The sequence below is a fragment of the Nocardiopsis dassonvillei subsp. dassonvillei DSM 43111 genome (assembly GCF_000092985.1).
GTDB classification, from domain to species: domain Bacteria; phylum Actinomycetota; class Actinomycetes; order Streptosporangiales; family Streptosporangiaceae; genus Nocardiopsis; species Nocardiopsis dassonvillei.
Genome location: NC_014210.1, coordinates 3,977,752 through 4,000,701 on the forward strand (window position 1 = coordinate 3,977,752; position 22,950 = coordinate 4,000,701).

The 22,950-nt window shown below is 72.1% G+C and carries 19 protein-coding genes; 7 read left to right on the forward strand and 12 right to left on the reverse strand.

Annotated features, from left to right (window positions below; all coding sequences use genetic code 11):
- Window positions 1-57 precede the first annotated feature (57 nt).
- Window positions 58-561, reverse strand: a complete 504-nt coding sequence (gene nrdR / locus NDAS_RS16455) for a transcriptional regulator NrdR (RefSeq protein ID WP_013154340.1) — start codon at window positions 559-561, stop codon at window positions 58-60.
- Between the two features lie 654 nt (window positions 562-1,215).
- Here nrdR and lexA point away from each other — a divergent pair.
- Both lexA and NDAS_RS16465 read left to right on the forward strand, forming a co-directional pair.
- Window positions 1,216-1,935 carry a transcriptional repressor LexA gene (lexA, locus tag NDAS_RS16460; RefSeq protein ID WP_013154341.1) on the forward strand — a complete coding sequence of 240 codons (720 nt, stop codon included), beginning with the start codon at window positions 1,216-1,218 and terminating at the stop codon, window positions 1,933-1,935.
- Between the two features lie 108 nt (window positions 1,936-2,043).
- On the forward strand, window positions 2,044-3,132 hold the full coding sequence (locus NDAS_RS16465) for an alpha/beta hydrolase family protein (RefSeq protein WP_013154342.1): 1,089 nt from the start codon (window positions 2,044-2,046) through the stop codon (window positions 3,130-3,132).
- Between the two features lie 13 nt (window positions 3,133-3,145).
- Here the strand turns inward: NDAS_RS16465 and NDAS_RS16470 are convergent, their stop codons facing one another.
- The 3 genes from NDAS_RS16470 to leuS form a co-directional block, all read right to left on the reverse strand.
- Window positions 3,146-3,772, reverse strand: a complete 627-nt coding sequence (locus tag NDAS_RS16470; protein ID WP_013154343.1) for a hypothetical protein — start codon at window positions 3,770-3,772, stop codon at window positions 3,146-3,148.
- Between the two features lie 320 nt (window positions 3,773-4,092).
- Complete coding sequence (locus NDAS_RS16475) at window positions 4,093-4,683, reverse strand: hypothetical protein (RefSeq protein ID WP_013154344.1); 591 nt, start codon at window positions 4,681-4,683, stop codon at window positions 4,093-4,095.
- Between the two features lie 86 nt (window positions 4,684-4,769).
- On the reverse strand, window positions 4,770-7,265 hold the full coding sequence (gene leuS, locus NDAS_RS16480) for a leucine--tRNA ligase (RefSeq protein WP_013154345.1): 2,496 nt from the start codon (window positions 7,263-7,265) through the stop codon (window positions 4,770-4,772).
- 365 nt (window positions 7,266-7,630) lie between these two features.
- Here leuS and NDAS_RS16485 point away from each other — a divergent pair, with 365 nt between their 5' ends.
- Window positions 7,631-9,190: a long-chain-fatty-acid--CoA ligase gene (locus NDAS_RS16485; protein ID WP_013154346.1), complete on the forward strand. Its 1,560-nt coding sequence runs from the start codon at window positions 7,631-7,633 to the stop codon at window positions 9,188-9,190.
- A gap of 205 nt (window positions 9,191-9,395) precedes the next feature.
- On the opposite strand, the gene NDAS_RS16490 is transcribed toward NDAS_RS16485, so the two are convergent.
- Entirely contained in the window at window positions 9,396-10,295 is a 900-nt protein-coding gene (locus NDAS_RS16490) for a carbohydrate ABC transporter permease (protein ID WP_013154347.1), read from the reverse strand.
- A gap of 163 nt (window positions 10,296-10,458) precedes the next feature.
- Here NDAS_RS16490 and NDAS_RS16495 point away from each other — a divergent pair, with 163 nt between their 5' ends.
- Window positions 10,459-10,758 (forward strand): hypothetical protein, encoded by a 300-nt coding sequence (locus NDAS_RS16495; RefSeq protein ID WP_013154348.1) that lies wholly within the window; start codon window positions 10,459-10,461, stop codon window positions 10,756-10,758.
- Between the two features lie 23 nt (window positions 10,759-10,781).
- Here the strand turns inward: NDAS_RS16495 and NDAS_RS16500 are convergent, their stop codons facing one another.
- From NDAS_RS16500 to NDAS_RS16520, 5 genes are all read right to left on the reverse strand, one after another.
- The gene (locus tag NDAS_RS16500; RefSeq protein WP_049800380.1) at window positions 10,782-11,687 is read right to left on the reverse strand and encodes a carbohydrate ABC transporter permease; all 906 of its coding nucleotides are present in this window, start codon (window positions 11,685-11,687) and stop codon (window positions 10,782-10,784) included.
- 112 nt (window positions 11,688-11,799) lie between these two features.
- Window positions 11,800-13,083: a sugar ABC transporter substrate-binding protein gene (locus NDAS_RS16505; protein ID WP_013154350.1), complete on the reverse strand. Its 1,284-nt coding sequence runs from the start codon at window positions 13,081-13,083 to the stop codon at window positions 11,800-11,802.
- 194 nt (window positions 13,084-13,277) lie between these two features.
- Window positions 13,278-13,763, reverse strand: coding sequence for a hypothetical protein (locus NDAS_RS16510; RefSeq protein WP_013154351.1), 486 nt, complete (start codon window positions 13,761-13,763; stop codon window positions 13,278-13,280).
- Between the two features lie 240 nt (window positions 13,764-14,003).
- Complete coding sequence (locus NDAS_RS16515) at window positions 14,004-15,290, reverse strand: SAM-dependent methyltransferase (protein WP_013154352.1); 1,287 nt, start codon at window positions 15,288-15,290, stop codon at window positions 14,004-14,006.
- A 68-nt stretch (window positions 15,291-15,358) separates the two neighbouring features.
- Window positions 15,359-16,804 carry an FAD-binding protein gene (locus NDAS_RS16520; RefSeq protein WP_013154353.1) on the reverse strand — a complete coding sequence of 482 codons (1,446 nt, stop codon included), beginning with the start codon at window positions 16,802-16,804 and terminating at the stop codon, window positions 15,359-15,361.
- Window positions 16,805-17,057: 253 nt separating this feature from the next.
- Between NDAS_RS16520 and NDAS_RS16525 the strand changes: the two genes are divergently transcribed.
- Window positions 17,058-17,843 (forward strand): glutamate racemase, encoded by a 786-nt coding sequence (locus tag NDAS_RS16525; RefSeq protein ID WP_013154354.1) that lies wholly within the window; start codon window positions 17,058-17,060, stop codon window positions 17,841-17,843.
- A 162-nt stretch (window positions 17,844-18,005) separates the two neighbouring features.
- Here the strand turns inward: NDAS_RS16525 and NDAS_RS16530 are convergent, their stop codons facing one another.
- Window positions 18,006-19,523, reverse strand: coding sequence for a hypothetical protein (locus tag NDAS_RS16530; RefSeq protein ID WP_013154355.1), 1,518 nt, complete (start codon window positions 19,521-19,523; stop codon window positions 18,006-18,008).
- A gap of 227 nt (window positions 19,524-19,750) precedes the next feature.
- Here NDAS_RS16530 and NDAS_RS16535 point away from each other — a divergent pair, with 227 nt between their 5' ends.
- Both NDAS_RS16535 and NDAS_RS16540 read left to right on the forward strand, forming a co-directional pair.
- A complete protein-coding gene (locus NDAS_RS16535; RefSeq protein WP_013154356.1) occupies window positions 19,751-20,098 on the forward strand; it encodes a hypothetical protein in 348 nt (115 codons plus the stop codon).
- 183 nt (window positions 20,099-20,281) lie between these two features.
- Window positions 20,282-20,809, forward strand: a complete 528-nt coding sequence (locus NDAS_RS16540; RefSeq protein WP_013154357.1) for a DUF6315 family protein — start codon at window positions 20,282-20,284, stop codon at window positions 20,807-20,809.
- A gap of 36 nt (window positions 20,810-20,845) precedes the next feature.
- On the opposite strand, the gene NDAS_RS16545 is transcribed toward NDAS_RS16540, so the two are convergent.
- On the reverse strand, window positions 20,846-22,930 hold the full coding sequence (locus NDAS_RS16545; protein ID WP_013154358.1) for an ATP-dependent DNA helicase: 2,085 nt from the start codon (window positions 22,928-22,930) through the stop codon (window positions 20,846-20,848).
- Between the last annotated feature and the right edge of the window lie 20 nt (window positions 22,931-22,950).

Sequence of the window (22,950 nt, forward strand, 5' to 3'; positions counted from 1 at the left end):
CCTTGTCCCGGGGGTGGTGTGGCACCGCAGGCGGTCGGCGTGCGGCCGCGAGGGGCGCTACCCCGTGGCGGCGCCGCTCCGGCCGCCGGTCCCGGCGCCCCCGTCGGTCTCGGCCTCTCGGTCCTGGCGCAGGCTGGCGATCTCGGCCTCGAAGTCGGAGAGGCTCTCGAAGCCCCGGTAGACGCTGGCGAAGTGCAGGTAGGCGACCTCGTCCAGGTCGCGCATCGGCCCCAGGATGGCCAGGCCGATCTCGTGGGCCGGTACCTCGGCCAGGCCGCGGCCGCGGATCTCCTCCTCGACCTGCTGGCCGAGCTTGGCCAGGGCGTCCTCGGAGACGGGGCGGCCCTGGCAGGCCCGGCGCACCCCGGCGATGATCTTGGTCCTGCTGAAGGGCTCGGTGACCCCCGAGCGCTTGGCCACCATCAGCAGGACGGTCTCCTGGGTGGTGAACCTGCGCTCGCAGACGGGGCAGGACCGGCGGCGTCGGATGGCCGCGCCGTCGTCGGTGGACCTGCTGTCGATCACCCGGGTGTCCGGATGGCGGCAGAACGGACAGTGCACCCTGGTTCACCTGCTTCTCTCACCGAACGACAACGCCTAGGTACCACTAAACCACAACTTCTGGGCAATCGCCCCTGTCGCCACACCAGATGTTGTGGTCGAACCTAGACTTCTTCCTGACCCGCCGCAACCCCGGCACGGGCGTGTCACGGACACGGCCGAACGGCCGCGCGGCATCGCGGTCCGCGGCGGCGGGACGGGGCGGGGAGGTCGGCGCGGGCGGATCGCTGCGGGGGCGGCCCGGCACCGCGCTCAAGGATAGCGTCGCCGCCCGGAGCCCCCGCGCCCCGGCGGCGGGCGTCGGAATCCCGGCGTCGCGGGGATTTCGGTCGAGCCTTCGCCCCGGGATAAGACCCCCGTGCCTGGCCGGAACCGCTGCCACGGACACGCGTTCGCGCATTCCGGGGACAACAGCGCGTGAACGCGTGTACACACGTAAGTGCAGGCCGGAAATTGTCCGCGAATACGCGCGACGGCAATTGTCCCCAGCCTCGAACGCTTGTTTGATATCACCGTGTGCAACGACTAAAGTTGACCTTGATTTCACACCGGTTTCGCCATCACGTGGACCCCCAGGTCGGCACGGTCGCGGACCGGGGGTGGCCAGTCACACAAGCAGGCCCTGACCGAACCGAATGCCGAGGAGGCCCGGCCGTGCCGGAGGAGAATCCCGGAACCGCAGACACCGCCACCGTTCTCGCACCAGCGGAGAACACGGGCGGGTCCACGCCCGAAGCCCCCAAACTCACCGCGCGCCAGCAGAGCGTGCTGAACTGCATCCAGCGCTATGTCCGGGAGCGGGGTTTCCCCCCGTCGATAAGGGAAATCGGGGAAGCGGTCGGCCTGTCGAGCCCGTCCAGCGTGGCGCACCAGCTCAAGGTCCTCCAGCGCAAGGGTTACCTGCACCGGGACCAGAACCGGCCGCGCGCGGTGGAGCTGCGCACGCCCGGGCGCGCCTCGGGGCGGACCCTGGTGCCCGAGGACATCGACCTCTCGCGCGCCGCCGCCGTGCCGCTGGTCGGCCGGATCGCCGCCGGTGGTCCGATCCTGGCCGAGGAGTCGGTGGAGGACGTGCTCGCCCTGCCGCGTCAGCTGGTGGGTGAGGGGCGCCTGTTCATGCTCACCGTGGTCGGCGACTCGATGACCGACGCCGCCATCACCGACGGCGACATGGTGGTGGTGCGCCAGCAGCAGGACGCCAACAACGGCGACATCGTGGCGGCGCTGCTCGACGAGGAGGCGACCGTCAAGGTACTGCGCCGCGAGGAGGGCGGCCACGTGTGGCTGATGCCGCGCAACGAGGCCTACGAGCCGATCAACGGCGACGACGCCACCATCCTCGGCAAGGTGGTCGCGGTCATGCGCCGCGTCTGAGGTCCCCGCGTACCCGCGTCTCCGGTCCCTCTCCCCTCGGAGGGATCGGGGGCGCTTCCCCCTGTGGACGACGCGGGGCCGACGGACGCGGGCCGCTAGGCTGAGGAGGTGTTCACACGTGCCTCCTCCCCCGCCGCCCGCTGGCGCACCGCACTGCTCGGTGCGGCGAGCGCCGTCCTGTTGACCGCCTCCTGCGCCCCCGCCGACGACGGGGCCGCCGAGGCGCCGGGGGTCGGCGGCGTCGAGCGCGAGGTGGCCTTCGAGGGCGGCGGGCACGAGGTGTCCGGCACCTTCCGGATGCCCCAGGACGTCTCCGGTACCGTTCCGGGCGCGCTCATCATCTCCGGCAGCGGTCCCACCGACCGCGACGGCAACAGCTCCGTGCGCCCCGACGCCAACACCAACCAGAACCTGTCCCGGGTGCTCGCCGAGGTCGGGGTGGCCTCGCTGCGCTACGACAAGTACGGCAGCGGTGCGGACTTCGAGACGCCGGACCCCGGCGGCGAGGTCGCGCCGGTGGACCCGGTGATCTTCGACGAGCAGGTCGCGGCCGCCTACGAGGAGCTCGTCTCCCAGCCCGAGGTGGACCCCGAGCGGGTGGTCGTCGTCGGGCACAGCGAGGGCGCCCTGTACGCGCTGCGCGCCCACGATCTCATCGGCGCGGAGCACCCCTCCCCCGCGCTCGTGCTGGCCGCGCCTCCCGGTACGCGCTACCTCGACCTGATCGACCGCCAGCTCACCGAGCAGGCGCGTGCCGTCGAGGCCTCGGGTCAGGTGGAGGAGGGACAGGTGGTCCAGCTCCTCTCGGACTCCCGCGCCGGACGGGCCGCGATCAGGTCCGGGCGTGCGCTCAGCGGGGTGGAGATGCCCAGTGGGGGCCTGGGCGTCTACACCCCGGTCAACGAGGACTTCCTGGCCTACATGGACGCCTTCGACCCCGTCGACCTGGCGGAGGACCTGCCCGGGGGCACCCCGGTGCTGGTGCTGTGGGGGGAGCGGGACGCGCAGGTCTCCCGGCAGGACGTGGACCGGCTGATGACCGGTCTGGACGGCGCGCGACGGGTGGACGTCCCCGACACCGACCACATCTTCCGCCGCTACCGGGACGAGCCCGGGGCCACGGTCCTGGACGAACAGCGCCCCTTCGCCGAGGAGGTCGCGCCCGCGCTGGAGGAGTTCCTGGGCACGGCCTGGTAACCGCGCCGGAGCCTCACTCGGGGATGGAGTCCGGCAGCGCCTCGGTCACGGACAGCGCGAACTCCTCGGCGCCCGCGACCATGCGCTCCCGGTCGCCCGGGTTCTGCGCGTCGTAGCTGGCCGCCAGGCTGTAACAGGTCTCCAGGTACAGGTTGGACACCCGGGCGCCGACGCAGGCGACCGTGTACGGGTCCTCCTGGACCCAGGCGACCGCCTCCTCGCCGACGCCTTCCAGTTCCTGCGCGTCGTACTGGGAGGTGGTGGTGCGCAGGTTGTCGGCGGCCGTCGTGACACCGCCCGGGTCGGGGGCGGCCACGGCCACCAGCGTCGCGGTGGCCGGAACCCGTTCGCCGGGGCCGCCGGGGGTCGCCCACCGGCACTGCCAGCCGGAGCCGAACGCCTCCTGCGGGCCGCCGACCGGTTCCTCGACCTCCAACCCGTGGTCGGGCACCAGTTCGTCCAGCGTCCCGGTCTCGGCGACGGAGCACTCGGGCGCCGCCCCGAAGTCGCTCGCCTCCGGGGTGTCGCGCGTCACCACGTACCAGATCGCCCCGGCGGCGAGCACGACCAGCACCAGGGCGGCGGCGACCACGGCGGCGGTGGCGCAGCCCCGGCTCTGCGGTTGGACGGAGGCCACCACCTCGGGCGCGGGCTGCTGGAGGTGGGGTTGCTGCCACGGGGGTCCCGGGGGCGGCGGATACTGCCCCTGCGGGGCCTGGTGGGGGTGGTAGGCCTGCTGTTGTCCGTGGGGTTGTGGTGCCTGAGACGGCGGAGGCTGTTGGTGCCCCTGCGGCTGTGGAGGATGTGATTCCAGGGGTCCCTGCTGCCCCTGCGGCTGCCCATGTGTTTGCGGCGCCTGTGGTTGCTCGGGGTCGCCCTGACCGTGCGACTGCGGCGCCTGCGGAGACTGGTGGGCTTCCTGGGGCCGCTCGGGGTCCCGCGGATCGGGGTGCTGGTCGCTCACAGGGCCTCTCCGAGCTGCACGGCGAACTCCACTGCCAGGTCCCGGGCCTCTCCGAAGTCGACCGGCTCGGTGCCGGAGGTCCCTGCGTAGGACACCCGCACCAGCAGGTTGTCGGTGGGGAAGGCCAGTTCGGCGGTACCCGGAGTCTGGCCGCGCCACACCCGGCCCTCCCCGGCGGGCAGTTCCACGGCCTCGCCGCGCACCGGCACCAGGGCGTCGTAGGCCTCCCGCGCCCGTTGGGCGCCGGTGACCGGCTCCTCCCCCGTGGTGTCGGTGAAGCGGGCGGACAGGTCCAGCCGGAGCACCCCCTGCGACCCCTCGGTCAGACCGGCGGAGGACCACGAGCACGCGGTGCTGTCGCCGTCGGCCAGGGGCCCCTGCTCGGAGGACTCCAGGACCGCGCCGGGCACCAGGCCGGTGACGAGCGCGTCCGAGACCACCGCGCACCCGGGTGCCGCGGCGTGGACGTCGCCGCTCTCGGGCACGCCCGGGTCGTCCCCGGCCAGCCACAGCCCGCCGCCGATCGCCACCGCGGACAGCACCACCGTGCCCGCGCCGATCACGGCCACCCGCGCGAGGGGACCCACCCGGCCACCGCCTCCCTGTCGGTCACCGAGCCGACCGCACACGGGCGGCGGCCGCTGCGCGCGGCCACCGCCCCTGGTGTGCCTGGTCAGCCGACGACGATGTTCACCAGCTTGGGCGCGCGCACGACCACCTTGCGGATCTGCTTGTCGCCGATGAAGCCCTGTGCCTTCTCCGAGGCCAGGGCCAGCCGCTCCAGCTCCGCCGGGTCGATGTCGGGCGCCACGGACAGCTTGTCACGGACCTTGCTCTGCACCTGCACCACGCAGGTCACGGACTCCTGCACCAGCAGGGCCGGGTCGACCTCGGGCCAGTTGCCGACGGCGACGCTGCCGCTGCGGCCGAGCTTCTCCCAGCCCTCCTCGGCCACGTAGGGCGCGAACAGGGACAGGGAGACGGCCACGGCCTCGGCGGCCTCGCGGACGGCCGGGTCGGCGGCGCCGGGGCCGGAGTCGATGGCCTTGCGGACGGCCGAGACCAGTTCCATGGTGCGGGCGATGGCCACGTTGAACCGGCGGGACTCGACCAGGGCGGTGATCTGGTCGACGGTGCGGTGCGTGGTCCGGCGCAGGTCGGTGTCGCCCTTGGCGGGGTCGGTTCCCGGCGCGCTGGCCGCGCCCGCCTCGCTCATCACCCGGTAGGCGCGGTTGAGGAACTTCTGCGCGGCGACGACGGAGACGTCGGCCCAGTCCACGTCCTCCTCGGGCGGGGAGGCGAAGAGCATGGTCAGCCGGACCGCGTCCACGCCGTAGGCGTCGATCTCCTTGCCCAGGTCCACGCCGTTGCCCAGGGACTTGGACATGGCGCGGCCCTGGTTGATGACCTGGCCCTGGTTGGTCAGGCGGCGGAAGGGCTCGGTGAAGGACACCATGCCCATGTCGTACAGGACCTTGGTGAAGAACCGGGCGTACATCAGGTGGAGCGTGGCGTGCTCCTTGCCGCCGATGTAGTGGTCCACCGGTCCCCACTTCTCCACCGCCTCGGTGTCGAAGGGGGCGGTGTCCAGGCGCGGCGAGCAGTAGCGCAGGAAGTACCAGGACGAGTCCACGAAGGTGTCCATGGTGTCGGTGTCGCGCTCGGCGGGGCCGCCGCAGGAGGGGCAGTCGACGTTGACCCATTCGGTGGCCGCGGCCAGGGGCGAGACGCCCTTGGGGGCCAGCTCGGCGCCCTTGAGTTCGGGCAGGGTCACTGGCAGCTGCTCGTCGGGGACGGGCACCTCGCCGCAGGAGGGGCAGTGGATGATCGGGATGGGGGTGCCCCAGTAGCGCTGGCGGGACAGCAGCCAGTCGCGCAGGCGGTAGTTGATCGTGCCCTGTCCGGTGCCGCGCTCGGCCAGGATCTCGATGATGCGCTCGATGGCCTCGGTCTTGGCCAGGCCGTCCAGCGGGCCGGAGTCGCGCAGGACGCCCTCCCCCGCGGTGGCCGTGCCCGTCTCGACGGGGTCGGGTTCGCTGGTTTCCACCACGACCCGGACCGGGAGGTCGAAGGCCAGGGCGAAGTCCAGGTCGCGCTGGTCGTGCGCGGGCACGGCCATGATGGCGCCGTGGCCGTAGTCGGCCAGGACGTAGTCGGCCGCCCACACGGGCATGCGCTCGCCGTTGACGGGGTTGATCGCGTAGCGGCCCAGGAACACGCCGGTCTTGGGGCGCTCGGTGGCCTGGCGCTCGATGTCGGAGAGCTTGGCGACGTCGGCGCGGTAGGCGTCGAAGGCCTCGCGCTGTTCGGGCGCGCACAGCTCGTCGGCCAGGTCGGCGTCGGCGGCCACGACGAAGAAGGTGGCCCCGTAGAGGGTGTCGGGCCGGGTGGTGAAGACGGTGACGGGCTCGTCGCGGCCCTCGATGGCGAAGTGGACGTCGGCTCCGGTGGAGCGGCCGATCCAGTTGCGCTGCATGGCCAGGATCTCGTCCGGCCAGCGGCCGTCGTCGAGCTGGTCCATGTCGTCCAGCAGGCGCTGGGCGTAGTCGGTGATGCGGAAGTACCACTGGTTGAGGCTGCGCCGCACGACGTCGGCTCCGCAGCGCTCGCACCTGCCCTGTACGACCTGCTCGTTGGCCAGCACGGTCTGGTCCTGGGGGCACCAGTTGACGTGGCCGTCCTTGCGGTAGGCCAGTCCGCGCTCGAAGAAGCGGGTGAACAGCCACTGGTTCCAGCGGTAGTACTCGGGGTCGCTGGTGTGCAGGCGTCGCGACCAGTCCACGCTGATGCCGTAGCGCCGGAACGAGGCCGCCTGGGTCTCGATGTTGGCGTAGGTCCACTCGGCGGGGTGGGAGTTGTTCTTGATGGCCGCGTTCTCGGCGGGCAGGCCGAAGGAGTCCCAGCCGACGGGGTGCAGGACGTTGTCGCCGCGCTGGAGGCGGTAGCGGCTGATGACGTCGCCGATGGCGTAGGCCTCCGCGTGGCCCATGTGCAGGTCGCCGGAGGGGTAGGCGAACATGTCGACGATGTAGGAGCGCGGGCGGGTGTCCCCGGGGTCCTCGTCGGCCTGGAACGGAAGCTCAGCGGCCCAGCGCGCCTGCCACTTGTCCTGGAGGGCACGGGCGTCGTAGGTGTCGCCCGTCGTCTGGTCGCCGTCTGCCGCTGTCATCGCCACGTGTTCCTTAGCCGGTTCGGGGTGTACAGCACTCAGGTTAGCGGTTGGCGGGTCGGGGCGCGGACGGGTTCCGCGCAGCCCCGCGCGGGTGCGCCCGGGGGCGGCGGCCGGGGCCCGGAACCGGAGACGCGCTCCCCCCGCCCCGCGCGGGCGGGCCCGGCGCCACCGCCTCTCCCGCTCGGTCGCGGGGTCACGGAGAGCGAGGGGGAAGATCGGTGAGATTACGGACTCCCGACCCCTCCACACCGACCAGCCGGTTTGTTACTCTGCCGTCAAAGTGGCGCAGAACACGCGACTCGGGTCACATCATCCCGAATCATCGCGTATCCACTGGACCCATCTGGCTGCGGGAGGCCCCCATGCTCAACCTGTCCGTGCTCCTGGAGGACGGTGCCCGGTCGGCTCCGGAGAAGGAGTGCCTGGTCTTCGGCGACCTGCGCCTGAACTACGCGATCACCAACATGATCGCCAACCAGGTGGCCAACCTGCTGGTCGCGCGCGGGATCAGGCCGGGGGACCGGATCGCGCTGGCCAGTCCGAACGTGCCCTACTTCCCCTTCGTGTACTTCGGCGCGCTCAAGGCGGGCGCGGTGATCGTGCCGCTGAACGTGCTGCTGACCCCGCGCGAGATCGCCTACCACCTGGAGGACTCCGGGGCCAGGGCCCTCTTCGCCTTCACCGGCACGCCGGAGCTCCCCCTGGGCGATCGGGCCTTCGAGGCCTTCGGCCAGGTGGACTCCTGCGAGTTCTACGTGGACCTGCCCGCCTCCCCGGGTGCCACGGAGTCGACCATCGACGGCGCCGAGACCTTCTGGAAGGCGCTGGAGGGTCAGCCCGGCGAGTTCGAGACGGTGCAGGCCAGCTCCGACGACACCGCGGTCATCATCTACACCAGCGGCACCACCGGCAAGCCCAAGGGCGCCGAGCTGAGCCACCACAACCTGCTGCTGAACGCGGTCGGCTCGTCCAGGCTGGTCGAGCCCCACCCCGACGGCCGCGACGTCGCCCTCGTGGTCCTGCCGCTGTTCCACATCTTCGGCCAGACGGTCATGCTCAACGCGGCCCTGTACCGGCACGGCACGATGGTCCTCATGCCGCGCTTCGACGGCGCCGAGGCGCTCAGGCTCATGGAGAAGGAGGGCGTCACCGCCTTCGCGGGCGTGCCCACCATGTACTGGGGGCTGCTGGGCGCGGTCCGGGCCGCCGAACCGGGAACCTACGACCTGGAGAAGATCGCGGGCAACGTGGTGGACGCGGTCTCCGGCGGCGCCGCCCTGCCCGGCCAGCTCGCCGAGGACTTCACCAAGACCTTCGGCGTGGGCATCAAGGAGGGCTACGGCCTGTCCGAGACCTCACCGGTGGTGTCGTTCAACAACCCCAAGGTCAAGGCCAAGACCGGCTCCATCGGGCAGCCGGTGTGGGGTGTGGAGATGAAGCTCATCGACCCCGAGTGGAACGAGGCGGCGGAGGAGGGCGAGATCGCGGTGCGCGGGCACTGCGTGATGAAGGGGTACCACAACCGCCCCGAGGTCAACGCGGAGGTGATCCGCGACGGCTGGTTCCGCACCGGGGACATCGCCCGCCGCGACGAGGAGGGTTTCTACTTCATCGTCGACCGGTCCAAGGACATGATCATCCGCGGCGGCTACAACGTCTACCCGCGCGAGGTCGAGGAGGTCCTGATGACCCACGAGGCGGTCAGCCTGGCCGCGGTCGTGGGCGTGCCCCACGACACCCACGGCGAGGAGGTCAAGGCGTTCGTGATCCCCAAGGAGGGCGCCGAGGTCACCGCCGAGGGGCTCGTCGCGTGGGCCAAGGAGCGCCTGGCCGGGTACAAGTACCCGCGCGAGGTGGAGTTCCGCACCGAGCTGCCGATGACCTCCACCGGCAAGATCCTCAAGCGCGAGCTGCGCGGCTGACCTCCCGCGCGGCGGGGCCGGTCCTGTTTTCTTCGGGCCTCCGCTTCGCCTCGGCCCGCCCGTCGCCCGCCACCGCCCGCCGGGGGCGCTTCGCGACGGGGCGGGCCACCACCCTCAACCGACGCCTACGGCGCAGTCCTGCTCGCAGTCTCACCTCCAGCACCCCGTGGACGCCCGAACCCTCCCCCCGGGGGCCGGCCCGCCCTCATCCCTTGACGGCCCCCTGGACGAGCCCGGAGACCAGGAAGCGCTGCACGAGGACGAAGAAGACCATGACCGGGATGGTGATGAGCGTGGAGGCGGCCATCACGTGCCCCCAGTCGTTGGCGTACTGGCCGAAGAACTGGCGCAGGCCGACCGCCACCGTGTAGTTCTCGCTCTGGGTCATGAAGGTCAGCGCCAGCACGAACTCGTTCCACGCCACGATGAACGAGAAGATGGCCGTGGCCACCAGGCCGGGCGCCACCAGCGGGAACAGCACCCGCCAGAACATCTGGCCCCAGGAGGCCCCGTCGATGTAGGCGGCCTCCTCCACCTCCACGGGCACCGCGGCCACGAAGCCGCGCATCATCCACACCGCCAGCGGCAGGGACAGCGCCACGTAGACCACGCCCAGGCCGAGCATGGTGTTGAGCAGCTGGAGGTCGCGCACCTGGAGGAAGAGCGGGATGACCAGCGCCTCCAGCGGCACCATCTGCACGATGAGGACCATCACCAGCACCGCGGTGCGGAAGCGGAACCGGAAGCGGGCCACCGCCACGGCGGCCAGCAGCGACAGTACGCACGCTCCGGCCACGGTGATGCAGGCGACCGTGAGCGAGTTGAGCATGTACTGGCCGAACCTGGCCTCGGTGAGCACGTAGACGAAGTTGTCCAGGGACAGCCCGGTGGGCAGCAGCGCCCCGGCCCCCGAGGTGGCCCGGTCCGAGAACGCGCTGATGAGCATGAAGTAGACGGGGAAGAGCGTGAACAGCAGCAGGACGGCCACCCCGACGGACTTGGCCAGGAACCGTCCCGTCCTGCGGACCTCGCCCCTGCGGCGGGCGTCGCGGACGCGGCCCTCCCAGTCGGGGCCGGCGGCGGGTGCCTCTGTGCGCGTGACCACGGGCGTTCCTTCCTCAGCGGTGACCGGGCCGAATCCGGTTGTTCCGGGCTCGGACGGGGCCGTTAGACTCCTGCACTGTCCGGGGCGGGACGTCCTTCGCACCCCGGCGGAGGGGGAGTGATGGCCGTGTCGACAGGGTCGCCGGAGACGGTGGCGTAGCACCGTGCGCGATTCTGCCGGACCCTCCCCCACCGAGGTCGTCATCAGCTGGATCCCCCACGACGCGCGCTTCCGGGACCGCGCCGTCCGGCACGCCCTGCGCGACCCCAGCGGACGGCTGCTGCACGCCTACGTCGAGAACCTGGTCAACCGCGACAACGACGACGGACGTCCGCTGGGCGAGTACGACCTGCGGACCATGGGAGCGGTGCGCGAGGACCTGGACCGGCGCTCGCTGGCCTCGGTCGACTGGCGCCGCGTGCGCGACAAGCTCGTGGCGGGGCTCCACGGTCCCGCCCGCTGAGCGGGCGGCGGGGGCCGACGCGCTCATCGGAGCTCGTCCTCTCGGAAGAGCGCGCGCAGGTAGAACACGGTGATCACCAGGAGCAGCAGGGTGAGCAGCACGGCGATGGCCGAGCCCAGGCCGTAGTCGTTGTGGCCGAAGGAGCGCACGTAGGACCACACGCCGAGGTTGAGCATCTCCGAGCCGCCCACGTCGCCGCCGGGCATGAGGTAGATCTGCGCGAACACCTTGAAGTCCCAGATGGTGGAGAGCACGGTGACCACGGCGAACACCGGGCGCAGCACCGGGAAGGTGACGTGCCAGAAGCGCTTCCAGGCGCCCGCGCCGTCGATGCGGGCCGCCTCGTGCAGTTCGGCGGGGACCGTGAGCAGTCCGGCCAGGACCGTGACCGCCACGAACGGGAAGCCCCCGTGCACCACGTTGAGCGTGACGATGGCGTAGAAGAACAGCCGGTCGGCGAACCAGTTGTGCCCGGAGGGCTCCAGCAGGCCCAGGGAGGCCAGGGCCTGGGAGACGACGCCGCTGTCGACGTCGAAGATCCAGATCCACACGTAGGTTCCGCTGACCGCGGGCATGGCCCAGGCGACCATGATGCAGGAGACCACGATGATCCGGGGCACCGGGCGCAGCGTGGCCAGCAGCAGCGCCACCAGCGTGCCCACGACGATGGTGGTGACCACCGCGACCACGGCGAAGACCACCGTGTTGAGCAGGGCGACCCGCCACAGGTAGGGGTCGGTGAGCAGGGCGGCGTAGTTGGCGAGCCCGACGAAGTCGGACTCGCCCGAGACGAGGTTGCGCAGCTGGTACTCGCGGAAGGACAGCCACACGATCCGGGCGAGCGGGAGCAACAGCAGCAGTCCGATGACCGTCAGCGCGGGGGCGAGCAGCACCCAGGGCAGGAGCGCCCTGCGGCCGCGGTGGCCCAGGAGCGGCGCCCGCCGCGGCCTGGGCCGTCGCGAGGACGGCTCGGCGGAGCTGCGGACCTCGGGCCCCGGCTCGCTGTCGGCGGTGCCCAACCCGACCGGTGTTCGCACGTGTCTACCCCCCGTTGAGGATGCGCTCGATCTCGTCGGCCGCGTTCTCGGTGGCCTCGTCCACGGTGGCCTCGCCGTTGAGGATGTCCTGCTGCATGCCGACCAGGACCTTCTCGGCCTCGACCTGGGTCCAGGCGGGGGTGACGGGCACGCCCCGGCTGGCCTCGTTGAGCTGGACGGCGAAGGGCTCCAGGATGGGGTCGGCGGAGGAGGAGAAGGTGTCGACCCGGTCGACCACGCCCGGGAAGAAGCCGGTCTCCTCGGACCAGCGCATGCCGAACTCCTCGCCGGTCAGGTGCTGGACGTACTGCCAGGCGGCCTCCTCCTGGCCGGTGCCCTCGAAGACCGACAGCAGCGAGCCGCCCGCGAAGGAGGGCATGTACCCGCCGTCCTGGCCGGGCAGGGTGAAGGAGCCCAGCCTGCCCTCCAGGTCGGGGTTGGCCTCCAGGATGGCCTTGGGGTTGGCGCTGCCGAGGATGGCCATGGCGGCCTCCTCCTCCGCGACGGCCTCCATGACGGCGATCTCGTTCCAGTTGACGGCGCCGGTGGTGGAGGTGTTGTCCTCCAGGGCCAGGCCGGTGAAGAACCCGATCCCGGCACGGGCCTCCTCGCTGTCGATCTCCGAGACCCAGGTGCCGTCGGGCTGCTCGACCGCGATCTCCCCGCCGCCGCCCCAGATCCACGGCATGACCGAGTACTGGGCGTCTCCGGGCACGGGGAAGGCGATCATGTCCTCCTCGGCCTCGGACAGGGCCAGGGCGGTCTCGCGCAGCTCCTCCCAGTTCTCGGGGACCTCCAGGCCGTGCTCCTCGAAGACGTCGGTGCGGTAGACGACGGAGCGGATGGAGGCGTACCAGGGCACGCCGTAGACACCGTCGTCGAGCTGGCCCATCTCCATCAGGCCGGGGATGTACTGGGAGGTGTCGATGTCGTAGCCGGACAGGTCGTGCAGGGCTCCGGCGTCGGCGAAACCGGGGGTGAAGGTGTTGCCGAGCTCGGCGACGTCGGGCATGGTGCCGCCCGCGATGGCGGTGGAGATCTTGTTCTGGGCGTCCTGCCACGGCACGAACTCGACGTCCACCTCGATGCCGGTCTCCTCGGTGAACGCGGCGTTGGCCGCCTCGAAGAACCCCGTCTCGTCGGGGTTGGTGCCCTGCATGATCCAGACCAGGAGGCCGTCGGAACCGGAGGCCCCGCCTCCTCCGCTCCCGCACGCCGTCGCGGCCAGGACCAGCGCCGCGGCGGCGGCGGGGAGCGGAACGTACTTGTGGGTTCTTCTGCGGGCCATCGGCACGCCTCCCGTTCCTTTCGAGGGTCCCCTCAGGGTTGGTAGGAAACCTACGTAAAGAACCGCGTCGAGTGAAGTAAACCACTACCTTTTGTGTCTGAGCCGTTAGGAGGCTGGACATATCCGGAGTGTCGCGGCCGGTACGGCGTGTCGCACGAGTCCCTTTCGTCCCTTTTGTCCCTTGCTGTGCGCCCTTACTCGGACAGTCCGGTGACCTGGCGCAGGGTGGACAGGAGTTCGGCGCGCTTGTACACGGCCAGGCCGATGGCCGCGCCGAAGGCGGCGAGCATGTGCACGTAGACCATGGGGTCGCCCCGGGTGAAGCGCTCCGCGGCCTCCTCCTCACCGACCGAGTGGGCCTCCCACGCGGTGGAGACGGCGAACTCCAGCTCGGGCGGGAGCATCTCGGCGACCATGCGGGCGACGGCCTCGCGGGAGTCGGCGGGCTTCCACACCACGCCGGTCTGCTGCACGCGGCGGCCGAGGAAGGCGGCGATGACCTTGAGCTCGGACGTGACGGCCTCGACGTCGTCGGCGGCGCGCGGGACGACCTCGTCGAGCTCCTGCCGGTTGCGGTCGGCGTAGGCCTCGATCAGGTCGATCGCGGTCCGCTTGACGTGGTCGGGCGCGTCGGGCGCGGGCGTGGTCCCGTCGGTGCTGCCGTCGGAGGATGAGGACACGTCGTGGTCCCTTCTGGTGGGTGTGCGGCCGGGGTGTGCCGGGCTGGGTCCCGCCGGTCTCGCGGCGGGGTGTGCGTCCGCCGGACACGCCCCGGGTCCATAATGCCGCGAAGCGGACCCGGCCGACCCCTGACAGGCCGAAGGTCCTCCCCCGGCGAACAAGGAGGGGGGAGGACCTTCGACGCGCCCGTGCGGGCGGCGCCCCGTGCGGTGGTCCGCGGCGGCGGGTGGGGCGGCAGGTCAGAACCAGGGGCGCAGCGGCACGTGCGCCTCGGTGCCGTCCAGCTTGACGCCCAGGATCTGGTGCAGCTGCACCACGTCGCGTTCGAAGCCGAGCACGCACCCGGCCATGTAGAGCCGCCAGACCCGGGCGGTGCCCGCGCCGACCTCGGCGACCGCCTCGTCCCAGTTGCGGTCCAGGTTGGCGCCCCAGTGCCGCAGGGTCAGGGCGTAGTGCTCGCGCAGGTTCTCCTGGTGGCGGATCTCGAACCCGGCGTCGTTCATGGCGGTCTGGATCCGGCCGGGGCCCTCCAGCTCCCCGTCGGGGAAGACGTAGCGGTTGATGACGCCCCTGCGGTTCAGGGACGGCAGGTCGTTGCGCGGCCGGGTGATGCAGTGGTTGAGCAGGCGTCCCCCGGGCACGAGCTTGTCGTTGAGCGAGGCGAAGTAGGAGGCCAGGTTGTCCGCCCCCACGTGCTCGGTCAGGCCGATGGAGCTGATCCGGTCGTAGCTGCCGTCCGGGACGTCGCGGTAGTCCATGTGGCGGACCTCGGCCAGCCCGGACAGTCCCTCCTGGGCGATCCTCTTGGCCGCCCACTCGGCCTGCTCCTTGGACAGGGTGACGCCGAGCGCACGGACCCCGTGCTCGCGGGCGGCGTGCATGACCATGCCGCCCCAGCCGCAGCCCACGTCGAGCAGGCGCATGCCCGGCTCCAGGCCGAGCTTGCGCGAGATGAGTTCGTACTTGCGGAACTGGGCGCTCTCCAGGGCTCCGTCGAAGCGGCCGACCCGGTCCCGGGCCCCGTCCTCGTCGTCGAAGACGGCGCAGGTGTAGGTCATCGACGGACCCAGGACCATCTCGTAGAAGGCGTTGGAGACGTCGTAGTGGTGGTGGATGACCTCGGCGTCGCGCTGCTTGGAGTGGCGCCAGCCCAGTCCGCTGAGGCGGCCCTGGCGCATCTCCTGCGGCGGCGGGGCGACCCGGTTGACGAACTTGACCCAGCCCACCGACCGCGCGATCTCGACCGCGTCGCGCACCGAGACCCCGAACCCGTCGGCGAAGACGAAGTCCGCCATGCGTCTGAGGGCGGTGTACATGTCCCCCTCCAGCACCAGGTGGCCTGAGACGTAGGCCCGGGCCAGGCCGACGGCGTTGGGGGACTGCGCCAGGTAGTTCACCGCGACCGGGGTCCGCACGTGCAGGGCCACGTCGCTGCCGGGGTCCCCCGCGCTGCTGCCGTCGTAGGCGGTGAACCGGATGGGCGCGTCGGGTCCGACGACGCGTTCGAAGATCTCAGCGAGCCGCATTGCTCTGTCCTTCCCTCATACCGGACGCGGTGACGTCCCCTCGGGTCGCGTCCCGTGGTCTCGTGCCGTCAGCGGTTGCGTACGCACTTGGCGTACAGGTCGAGCAGCCGGCCCTCGGGGTCGTAGGCCTCCTTGAGCCCGGCGTAGGCGGTGCCGTTGTACAGGCGCCAGAACTCCTCCTCCTCGTAGAAGGAGTCCGAGTACAGGGACTTGTGACCGCCCAGCTCGGCGACCGTCTCCTCCACCAGGCGGTTGTGGTGGGCCCGGCGCTGCCCCGGCTTCATGTCGACCAGGCCCCAGAAGCCGAAGTTCACGTAGAGGCGGTCGTGGTCGAGCGGGTAGAGCGGCCACACGTGCTCGCCCCCGCCCTGGCCGGGGCGGCGGGGCTCGCGGAGCCGGAGGGGGCACATCCACACGGGGGTCATGCCGATCTCGGCGTGGTAGGTGTCGAGGAACTCGGCGCCGCGTTCGACGCCCACCTCGATGTCCTGGATGAGGGGCTCCTTGGGCCGCCGCCCCCGGTAGTGGTTGAGGAGGCGGGAGAAGTCGGTGCGCCGGTCCCAGGCGACCAGCCTGCGGTAGACGTCGGAGCGCTTGAGGGAGCGCGGCCACAGTGCGCGCACCAGCGGGTGCTGGGTGCCGAAGGCCCGGGAGCACCAGAACCAGTCCGTGTCCCAGCGCCACAGATAGTCGGCGATGGTGAGGTAGTCGCCGGGGCCGCTGCCCGCGTAGTGCTGGATGGACCGGTAGTAGACCTCCTGGCCGGTGTAGTCGCTGGTCCAGGGGGCCTCGTCGGTGAAGCGGGCCAGGGTCAGGTACAGCTCGTCGGGGCCGAAGGCGACCCCGTCCACGAAGTCGACCGGCTGGCCCTCGTACTCGCGGTCGGCGCAGACCAGGGCGAGGGCGTCCATGGCCTCGGCGGCCTTGTGGAAGCGCACGTGGCGCAGGTGCACGTACGGGGAGACCGGTTCGAGTTCGACGCGCAGGCGCAGGCTGTAGCCCAGGGTCCCGTAGGAGTTGGGGAAGCCGTGGAAGAGGTCGCTGTACTCGTTGTCCCTGGTGGCGGTGACCACGTCGCCGCCTCCGGTGAGGATCTCCATCTCCCGGACGGCCTCGTGCGGCAGGCCGCTGCGGAAGGAGGAGGACTCGATGCCCATGCCGGTGACGGCGCCGCCGAGGGTGATGGTGCGCAACTGGGGGACGACCGTCGGCATGAGGCCGTGCGGCAGGGTGGCGGCGACGAGGTCCTCGTAGGTGGTCATGCCGCCGACGTCGGCGAGGCGTTCCACGGGGTCGACGGAGATGACGCCGGTGAAGGCGGACACGTCCAGGGCCGGGGCGCCGGTGGGCTCGCGGAACCGGAAGAGGTTGGATGTGGGCTTGGCCAGGCGCACCGGTGCCTCCTTGGGCAGGGCCCGGTAGTCGCGGCGCAGCTTGTGGACCGCCGCTATGTGCTCGGCGAGCCCCGTCCGCGTGGAGGTGGCGCTGCCCGTGCCCTGCTGTTGAGGAGTCATCCCAGTTCCCGTTCCGGTGTCGGCGACACGCACTCGCGTGCCGGATCGGCCATGGCCGCCGGGCGGCTGGGACGGCCGATCCACTCAGTTCTACCTACCGGTAACGGCTTTGTGCCACCCCATTTGTTCCGTGTCTTGCCCCTAGTCGTCCTGCCTGCGGTCGCGTCCGGGACACGGGTGCCGCGGGCGGATCCGACGCCGCCGGGCGGTGCCCCGCCGGTGCGGTGCGGAGGTGGTCGTAGGATCGGGATTCGTGCGTATCGCTCTCGTTGACTCCGGTATCGGCATGCTCTCGACCGCGGCGGCCCTGCGTGTGGCACGGCCGGACGCCGACCTGTTCCTGTCGATGGACCCGGACCACATGCCCTGGGGTCCGCGTACCCCGGACGAGATCGTCGCGCGCGCCCTGGCCGGGGCCCGGGCCGCCCAGGAGGCCGCCGGGGACGCGGCGCTGGACGCCGTGGTGGTGCCGTGCAACACCGCGTCGGTGCACGGGCTGGCCGAACTGCGCGCCGAGTTCGAGCCGGACGTCCCGGTGATCGGGACGGTTCCCGCCATCAAGCCCGCGGCGGCGGCCGGAGGGCCGATCGCGGTGTGGTCCACCGCCGCGACCACGCGCAGCGGCTACCAACGGCAGCTCGTCGAGACCTTCGCCCGCGGCGTGGAGGTGACCGCGGTGGCCTGCGCGGGGCTGGCCGAGGCGGTGGAGTCGGCCGACCCGCGGCTGATCGACGACGCGGTGGCCTACGCCGCCGAGCTGACCCCCGGCGACGTGCACGGCGTGGTGCTCGGGTGCACGCACTACGACCTGGTGGGCGCGCAGATCTCCGCGGCCCTGGGCGGGCGGGCGGAGCTGTTCACCGCCGCCGGGGCGGTGGCCGCGCAGGCCCTGCGCCGGATCGGCGAGAGGCCCGTGGGCACCGCGCCGGGCAGGGTACGCGTGCTGGCCAGCGGCCGTCCCTCCCGGCTGCCCGCCGCCGCGCTGTCCTACCCCGCGGGGCGCTCCCTGGCGTCCGGGGTGGGCGCGGCGACCGTGTGAAGGCGCTCCCCCGCTGACGGGCCGGACGCCGTGACCGTCCGAGAGCGCCCTCGTGCTGACGGGCCGGGCATCGCGACCGCGTGAGGATGCTCCCCCCGCCGACGGGCTGAGCGCCGCGACCGGGCCAGGGCGTTCCCTGTCGGGGCGTCCGCGACCCACCCGTCAGGGGTGGGGCGCCAGGGTCCCCTGCCCTGGGGCGCCGGCCCGCACCGGACCGTCCAGCGCGCCGGCGGCGAGGGTGCTCACGAGGGTGCGCACCCCGACGGTGTCGTTGTCGTGCAGGAGGGTCTCCAGCAGGGACAGCGCCGCGCGTTGGTCCCCCGGCTGCTCGCGCACGTGGCGCCACTGGGGCTCGGTGGCCGCGTCCGAGAGCATCAGGGTCCGGCCGACCTGGCCGAGCGCGGTCAGCAGCGGGGTGTCGTGCGGCATCCTCTCCAGGGCGGCGTTGACCTGTTCGGCCTGCTGCTCGGGGTCGACCTCCTCCACGGGCTGCGCCCGCAGGAAGTCCAGCACGTCCTCGGCCGGGGCCAGCGGCCGGACCGGGGGCATCATCGCGATCATGGCGCGCGCCTCGGCCAGGTCGCCCAGGATCTCCTCGGTGCTCCCCAGCTCCCCGATGAGCCGCTCCGCCCTCTGTGCGGAGCAGGTGGCCACCCAGCGGGCGCCGCGGACCGAGGCCAGGCGGGCGGCGGACAGGGCGAGCTCGGCTCCGCGGCGCGGCGCCCCCACCCGCTCGAAGTAGCGCGACCAGGTGGTCACCCGCACTCCCAGCCGCCAGTCGTTGCGCACCGCGCCCTGGCACACCAGGTTCTCCACCGCCTCCACCCACGCGGGCCGCAGACTCGGGTACGCCTCGGCCTCCTCCACGGTGGGCAGGGGGACGATGGCCTCCTGGGGCGGGCAGTGGCCCAGGCGGACCAGCCAGGACAGCAGCCGCGCGCGCTCGAAGCGGATGCGCCGGTGCAGGGCGGCCCGGCGCGGGTTGGCCTCGTCCAGGACCAGCTCCGCCTCCATACGGTCCAGCACCTCCAGCGCCTGGGCGTGCTCGTCCTGGTGGCGCAGGGCTCTGACGAGGGTGAACACCCCGTCGGCACCGAGCATGGCCGGGCCGGTGGCGGTGTGCTCGTAGCGCCGCAGCTCGTTCTCGGCCCGGTCGGCCATGTCCTCGTCGATGAGCAGGTTCACCCGGGCGAGGGTGAAGGAGGGCCAGGCGGGGGTGCGCTCCCAACCGGCCAGGCGCCGGGTCGAGAGCAGTTCGCGGCGCTGTCCGGTGGTGCCGCGGGCGTCGATGTTGGCGTGGCAGCGCACCAGGGTCTCCAGCAGGGACACCGGCAGCGGGCCGTGGACCAGGGGCTCGGGTTCGTCGTCGGCCGCCGCACTCACCTGGGCGAGCGCGCGCCCGCCCTCGGCCAGGGCCCCCACGCGCACGGCCAGGGGCCAGTGCGCCAGGAAGAACAGGGTCGGCGGGCCGAAGACCCCCGGGACCGCGGCCTCGGTCGCGCCCGCCTCGGCGACCAGTCGGCGCGCGGTGCGCAGCGCCGAGCGGGCCACGGCCTCCACACGTACCGGGTCCCCGGCCTCGCAGAGCACGGGCAGGCTCGCGACCGCCTCGGCCAGCTCCGTCTGCCCGGCCGCCCGGAGTCGTCGTGCGGTCTCCCCCGCCCACGTCCACATCGGCATGGTCTGCACCCCCTGTAAGCACCACGTGAGAACAGAACGTAGCAGCGCGGTGACAGGGCTGTCCGGAAAACGCGCAAAGCCGCGGAGTACGGGGATAGGCGTCCTGTCGGGGCCGTCCCGGACCGCTAGACTCGGGGGCCGTGGCGCCCGGCGGGGGCCTTCGCGAGGTCCCGAGCATCCAGCCGCGCCGAGCCGCACCGAGCCGCACCAAGGGGACATGAGCGCCGATGGGATGGCGAGACCGTTTCGGACTCCGCAAGGCTAACCGCAAGGGCAAGGCCCGTTTCGACCGGGAATCCGAGGATTCGGACATCAAGGCGCTGATCGAGTTCGCCAAGAGCCGGGTGGGTGTGGAGTTCTTCGTCGAACCGGAGACCTTCGCCACGCGGGCCACGGCGGTCGCGGTCGCGACGGACGGCGAGTGGATCCGCCGCCGGTGCGGTTCGCCCGACGTGATCCGCAAGGTGGCCAGGGACCTGGCGGTCCCGGCCTACGACGTGCAGATCGTCGGCTACCCGCAGCGGATGCGCGACTGGAGCGCACGCAACAAGCGCGGCCTGTCACTGGACGAGTGAGGGTGCGCGGGCGTACCGGGCGAGCGTAAGACTCGCCACACCGACACGCTGTTGGGGATGGTCCGAAACCCGCGACCGGGTCATTTTGGGCATTGATGACGAGTCCTTGCCGTGACTTCCTCGCCGAACGGGTTCCCTAACGGGCTTCATCCGTCGCATACTCGCCTCGGAGGGGGGACTCTGATGAAGCAGGATCTCACGGCCCTGTGCTGCGACTGCGGCACGATTCGCGAGGTGAGCGACTACCAGAGTGTGGGCGAGGCGCAGTCCGCCTACGGACTGGCCCGCTGCGTCGTCTGGCGCAAGTGCCGCACCTGCGGCTACCGCACCTACCACGCCTACATGCGCGCCGACGAGGACCGCGACGAACTGGAGGACGCCCTGCGGTTGGACGGCGCCCTGGCGGCCGAGGCCCTCGACGAGGAGGTGGAGCAGCTGCGGCTGTGCGGGGTCGAGGTCGGGCACGCCCCCGTCCCGGCGATCTGGGACGGCCAGTCCGTGGGCATGGTGACCCAGCGGCTGACCGACCGCGCCTACTCGATCGTGCTGGACCCCGAGGCGTCCGTGGTCTCCCGGCTCAAGCTCATCGACATGATGTGGAACGAACTCCTGGTGGGCGAACACGACGACCGCTGGTTCATCCAGGAGGCGGAGGACGACGGGTCCCCCGCGTACGCGGTCCGGCTGTTCGGCTACCGCACGCGCGGCTGAGGCCGGACCGCGCTCGCGCGGCCCGGCCCCGGCGCCCTACCCGGCGGCGGGTTCGGGCTGGCCCGCGAGGCGGCGCAGCGCGGACCTGGCCACCGCCGGATCGGTGGTCCCCCAGTAGGGCGGCAGGGAGGCGCGCAGGAAGCCGCCGTAGCGGGCCGTGGCCAGGCGCGGGTCCAGGACGGCGATGACCCCCCGGTCCTCGGTGGAGCGCAGCAGGCGCCCGGTGCCCTGGGCGAGCAGCAGGGCGGCGTGGGTGGCGGCCACCGACAGGAAGCCGTTGCCCCCGTGCGCGGCGACTGCGCGCTGGCGCGCGGAGGCCAGCGGGTCGTCGGGCCGGGGGAAGGGGATGCGGTCCACGATCACCAGGGACAGCGAGGGTCCGGGCACGTCCACGCCCTGCCACAGCGACAGGGTGCCGAACAGGCAGGACCGCTCCTCCTCGGCGAAGCGGCGCACCAGCTGCCCGGTGGAGTCCTCCCCCTGGCACAGGATCGGCTGGTCCAGGCGCTCGCGGAGTTCCTCTGCGGCCTGCTGGGCGGCGCGCATGGAGGAGAACAGGCCCAGCGCGCGGCCGTCGGCGGCCTCGATGAGTTCGCTGATCTCGTCCAGGTAGGCGGGCGCGAGGCCGTCGCGGCCGGGCGGCGGCAGGTGGGTGGCCACGTAGAGGATGCCCCTGCGGGCGTGCTCGAAGGGCGAGCCGACGTCCAGCGCGCGCCAGCGGGGCTCCCCGGCCGCGCGGTGCGGGCCGTCCTCGTCGTCGGAACCGTCCTCGTCCCGGGGTTCGGCCGGTTCCGGGCCGCGGCCCGCGGCGGCGCGCTCGGCGGCCTCCTGGGCCACCTCGCGGCCCAGGCCCCACTGGTTGGCCAGCGAGGCGAAGGAGCCGCCCAGGGTGAGGGTGGCGGAGGTCAGCACCACGGTGCGGTCGCCGAAGAGCTTCTCGCGCAGCAGTCCGCCCACGCCGAGCGGGGCGACGTGGAGCGCGGGTTGGCGTCCGGGGGTCTTGGTCAGCCAGACGACCTCGGTGCGGTCGCGCAGGGCGGGTTCGAAGGACTCCAGGACGCGCACGGCGGTGTCGTGCACCTCGCCGAGCGCGGCCAGGGCCAGGCGGCGGTCGCTGGCGCCGTCCGGGTCCAGCTCCCCGGGTGAGGGGCCGATGGCGGTGACGCAGGCCGAGGCGGCGTCGCGGGTGGCGGCGACCGCGTTGGCCAGGGCGTCGTCGATGTGGTCCAGGCGTCCGTCGGGCGACTCGGTGAACATCAGGGCGAGGCCGTCGGCGCACTCGGTCAGGCGTTCGCTGATCCCGGGTTCGACCAGGCGGGCGGCGCGCTTGGCCGCGGCGTTGACGGTGCGCTCGCCCAGGACGCCGGTAGCCACGGAGGTGGCGCGGTCGACGAGTTCGTGCGCCTCGTCGATCATGATCGTGTTGTGCTCGGGCAGGATGTGGTAGCCCTGCGACATGTCGATGGAGAGCATGGCGTGGTTGGTGACCACCACGTCCACGCCCTGGGTGGCCTCGCGGGCGAACTCGGCGAAGCACTCCTGGCCGAAGGGGCAGATGCGGGCGCCCATGCACTCGTTGGCGGCCACCGACACCTGGCGCCAGGCCAGGTCGCTGACGCCGGGCACGAGTTCGTCGCGGTCGCCGGTGACGGTGTCCTCGGCCCACTCGTGCAGGCGTGCCACCTGCCGGCCCAGCGAGGAGAGCTGGCGCGGGTCGAACAGCTCGGTGTCCTCGGCCTCCTCGCCAGCGGTCTGGAGCCGGTTGCGGCACAGGTAGTTGCGGCGGCCCTTGAGCACGGCGAACGTGGGCTCGCGGGGCAGCATCGGCGTGAGGGCCTTGGCCAGGCGCGGCAGGTCGCGCTCGATGAGCTGGTTCTGCAGGGCGATGGTGGCGGTGGAGACCACCACCGTGCTCTCCTTGGCCATGGCGTGTCTGATCGCGGGCACCAGGTAGGCCAGGGACTTTCCGGTGCCGGTACCGGCCTGGACCACCAGGTGTTCGCGCTTGTCGACCGCCTCGGCCACGGCACCGGCCATGGTCGCCTGGCCCTCGCGGCGGCTGCCGCCCAGGGCGGCGACAGCCGCGTCGAGCAGGGTGGGAACGTCGGGGAGATCTGCCACGGATCGACAGTACCGGCCGT

Bases quoted from the DNA above. Each gene is read 5' to 3' on its own strand.
- leuS (WP_013154345.1), bottom strand. From the start codon at position 7,265: ATGACAGCGGCAGACGGCGACCAGACGACGGGCGACACCTACGACGCC.
- NDAS_RS16485 (WP_013154346.1), top strand. From the start codon at position 7,631: ATGCTCAACCTGTCCGTGCTCCTGGAGGACGGTGCCCGGTCGGCTCCG.
- NDAS_RS16505 (WP_013154350.1), bottom strand. From the start codon at position 13,083: ATGGCCCGCAGAAGAACCCACAAGTACGTTCCGCTCCCCGCCGCCGCC.
- NDAS_RS16515 (WP_013154352.1), bottom strand. From the start codon at position 15,290: ATGCGGCTCGCTGAGATCTTCGAACGCGTCGTCGGACCCGACGCGCCC.
- NDAS_RS16520 (WP_013154353.1), bottom strand. From the start codon at position 16,804: ATGACTCCTCAACAGCAGGGCACGGGCAGCGCCACCTCCACGCGGACG.
- NDAS_RS16530 (WP_013154355.1), bottom strand. From the start codon at position 19,523: ATGCCGATGTGGACGTGGGCGGGGGAGACCGCACGACGACTCCGGGCG.
- NDAS_RS16535 (WP_013154356.1), top strand. From the start codon at position 19,751: ATGGGATGGCGAGACCGTTTCGGACTCCGCAAGGCTAACCGCAAGGGC.
- NDAS_RS16540 (WP_013154357.1), top strand. From the start codon at position 20,282: ATGAAGCAGGATCTCACGGCCCTGTGCTGCGACTGCGGCACGATTCGC.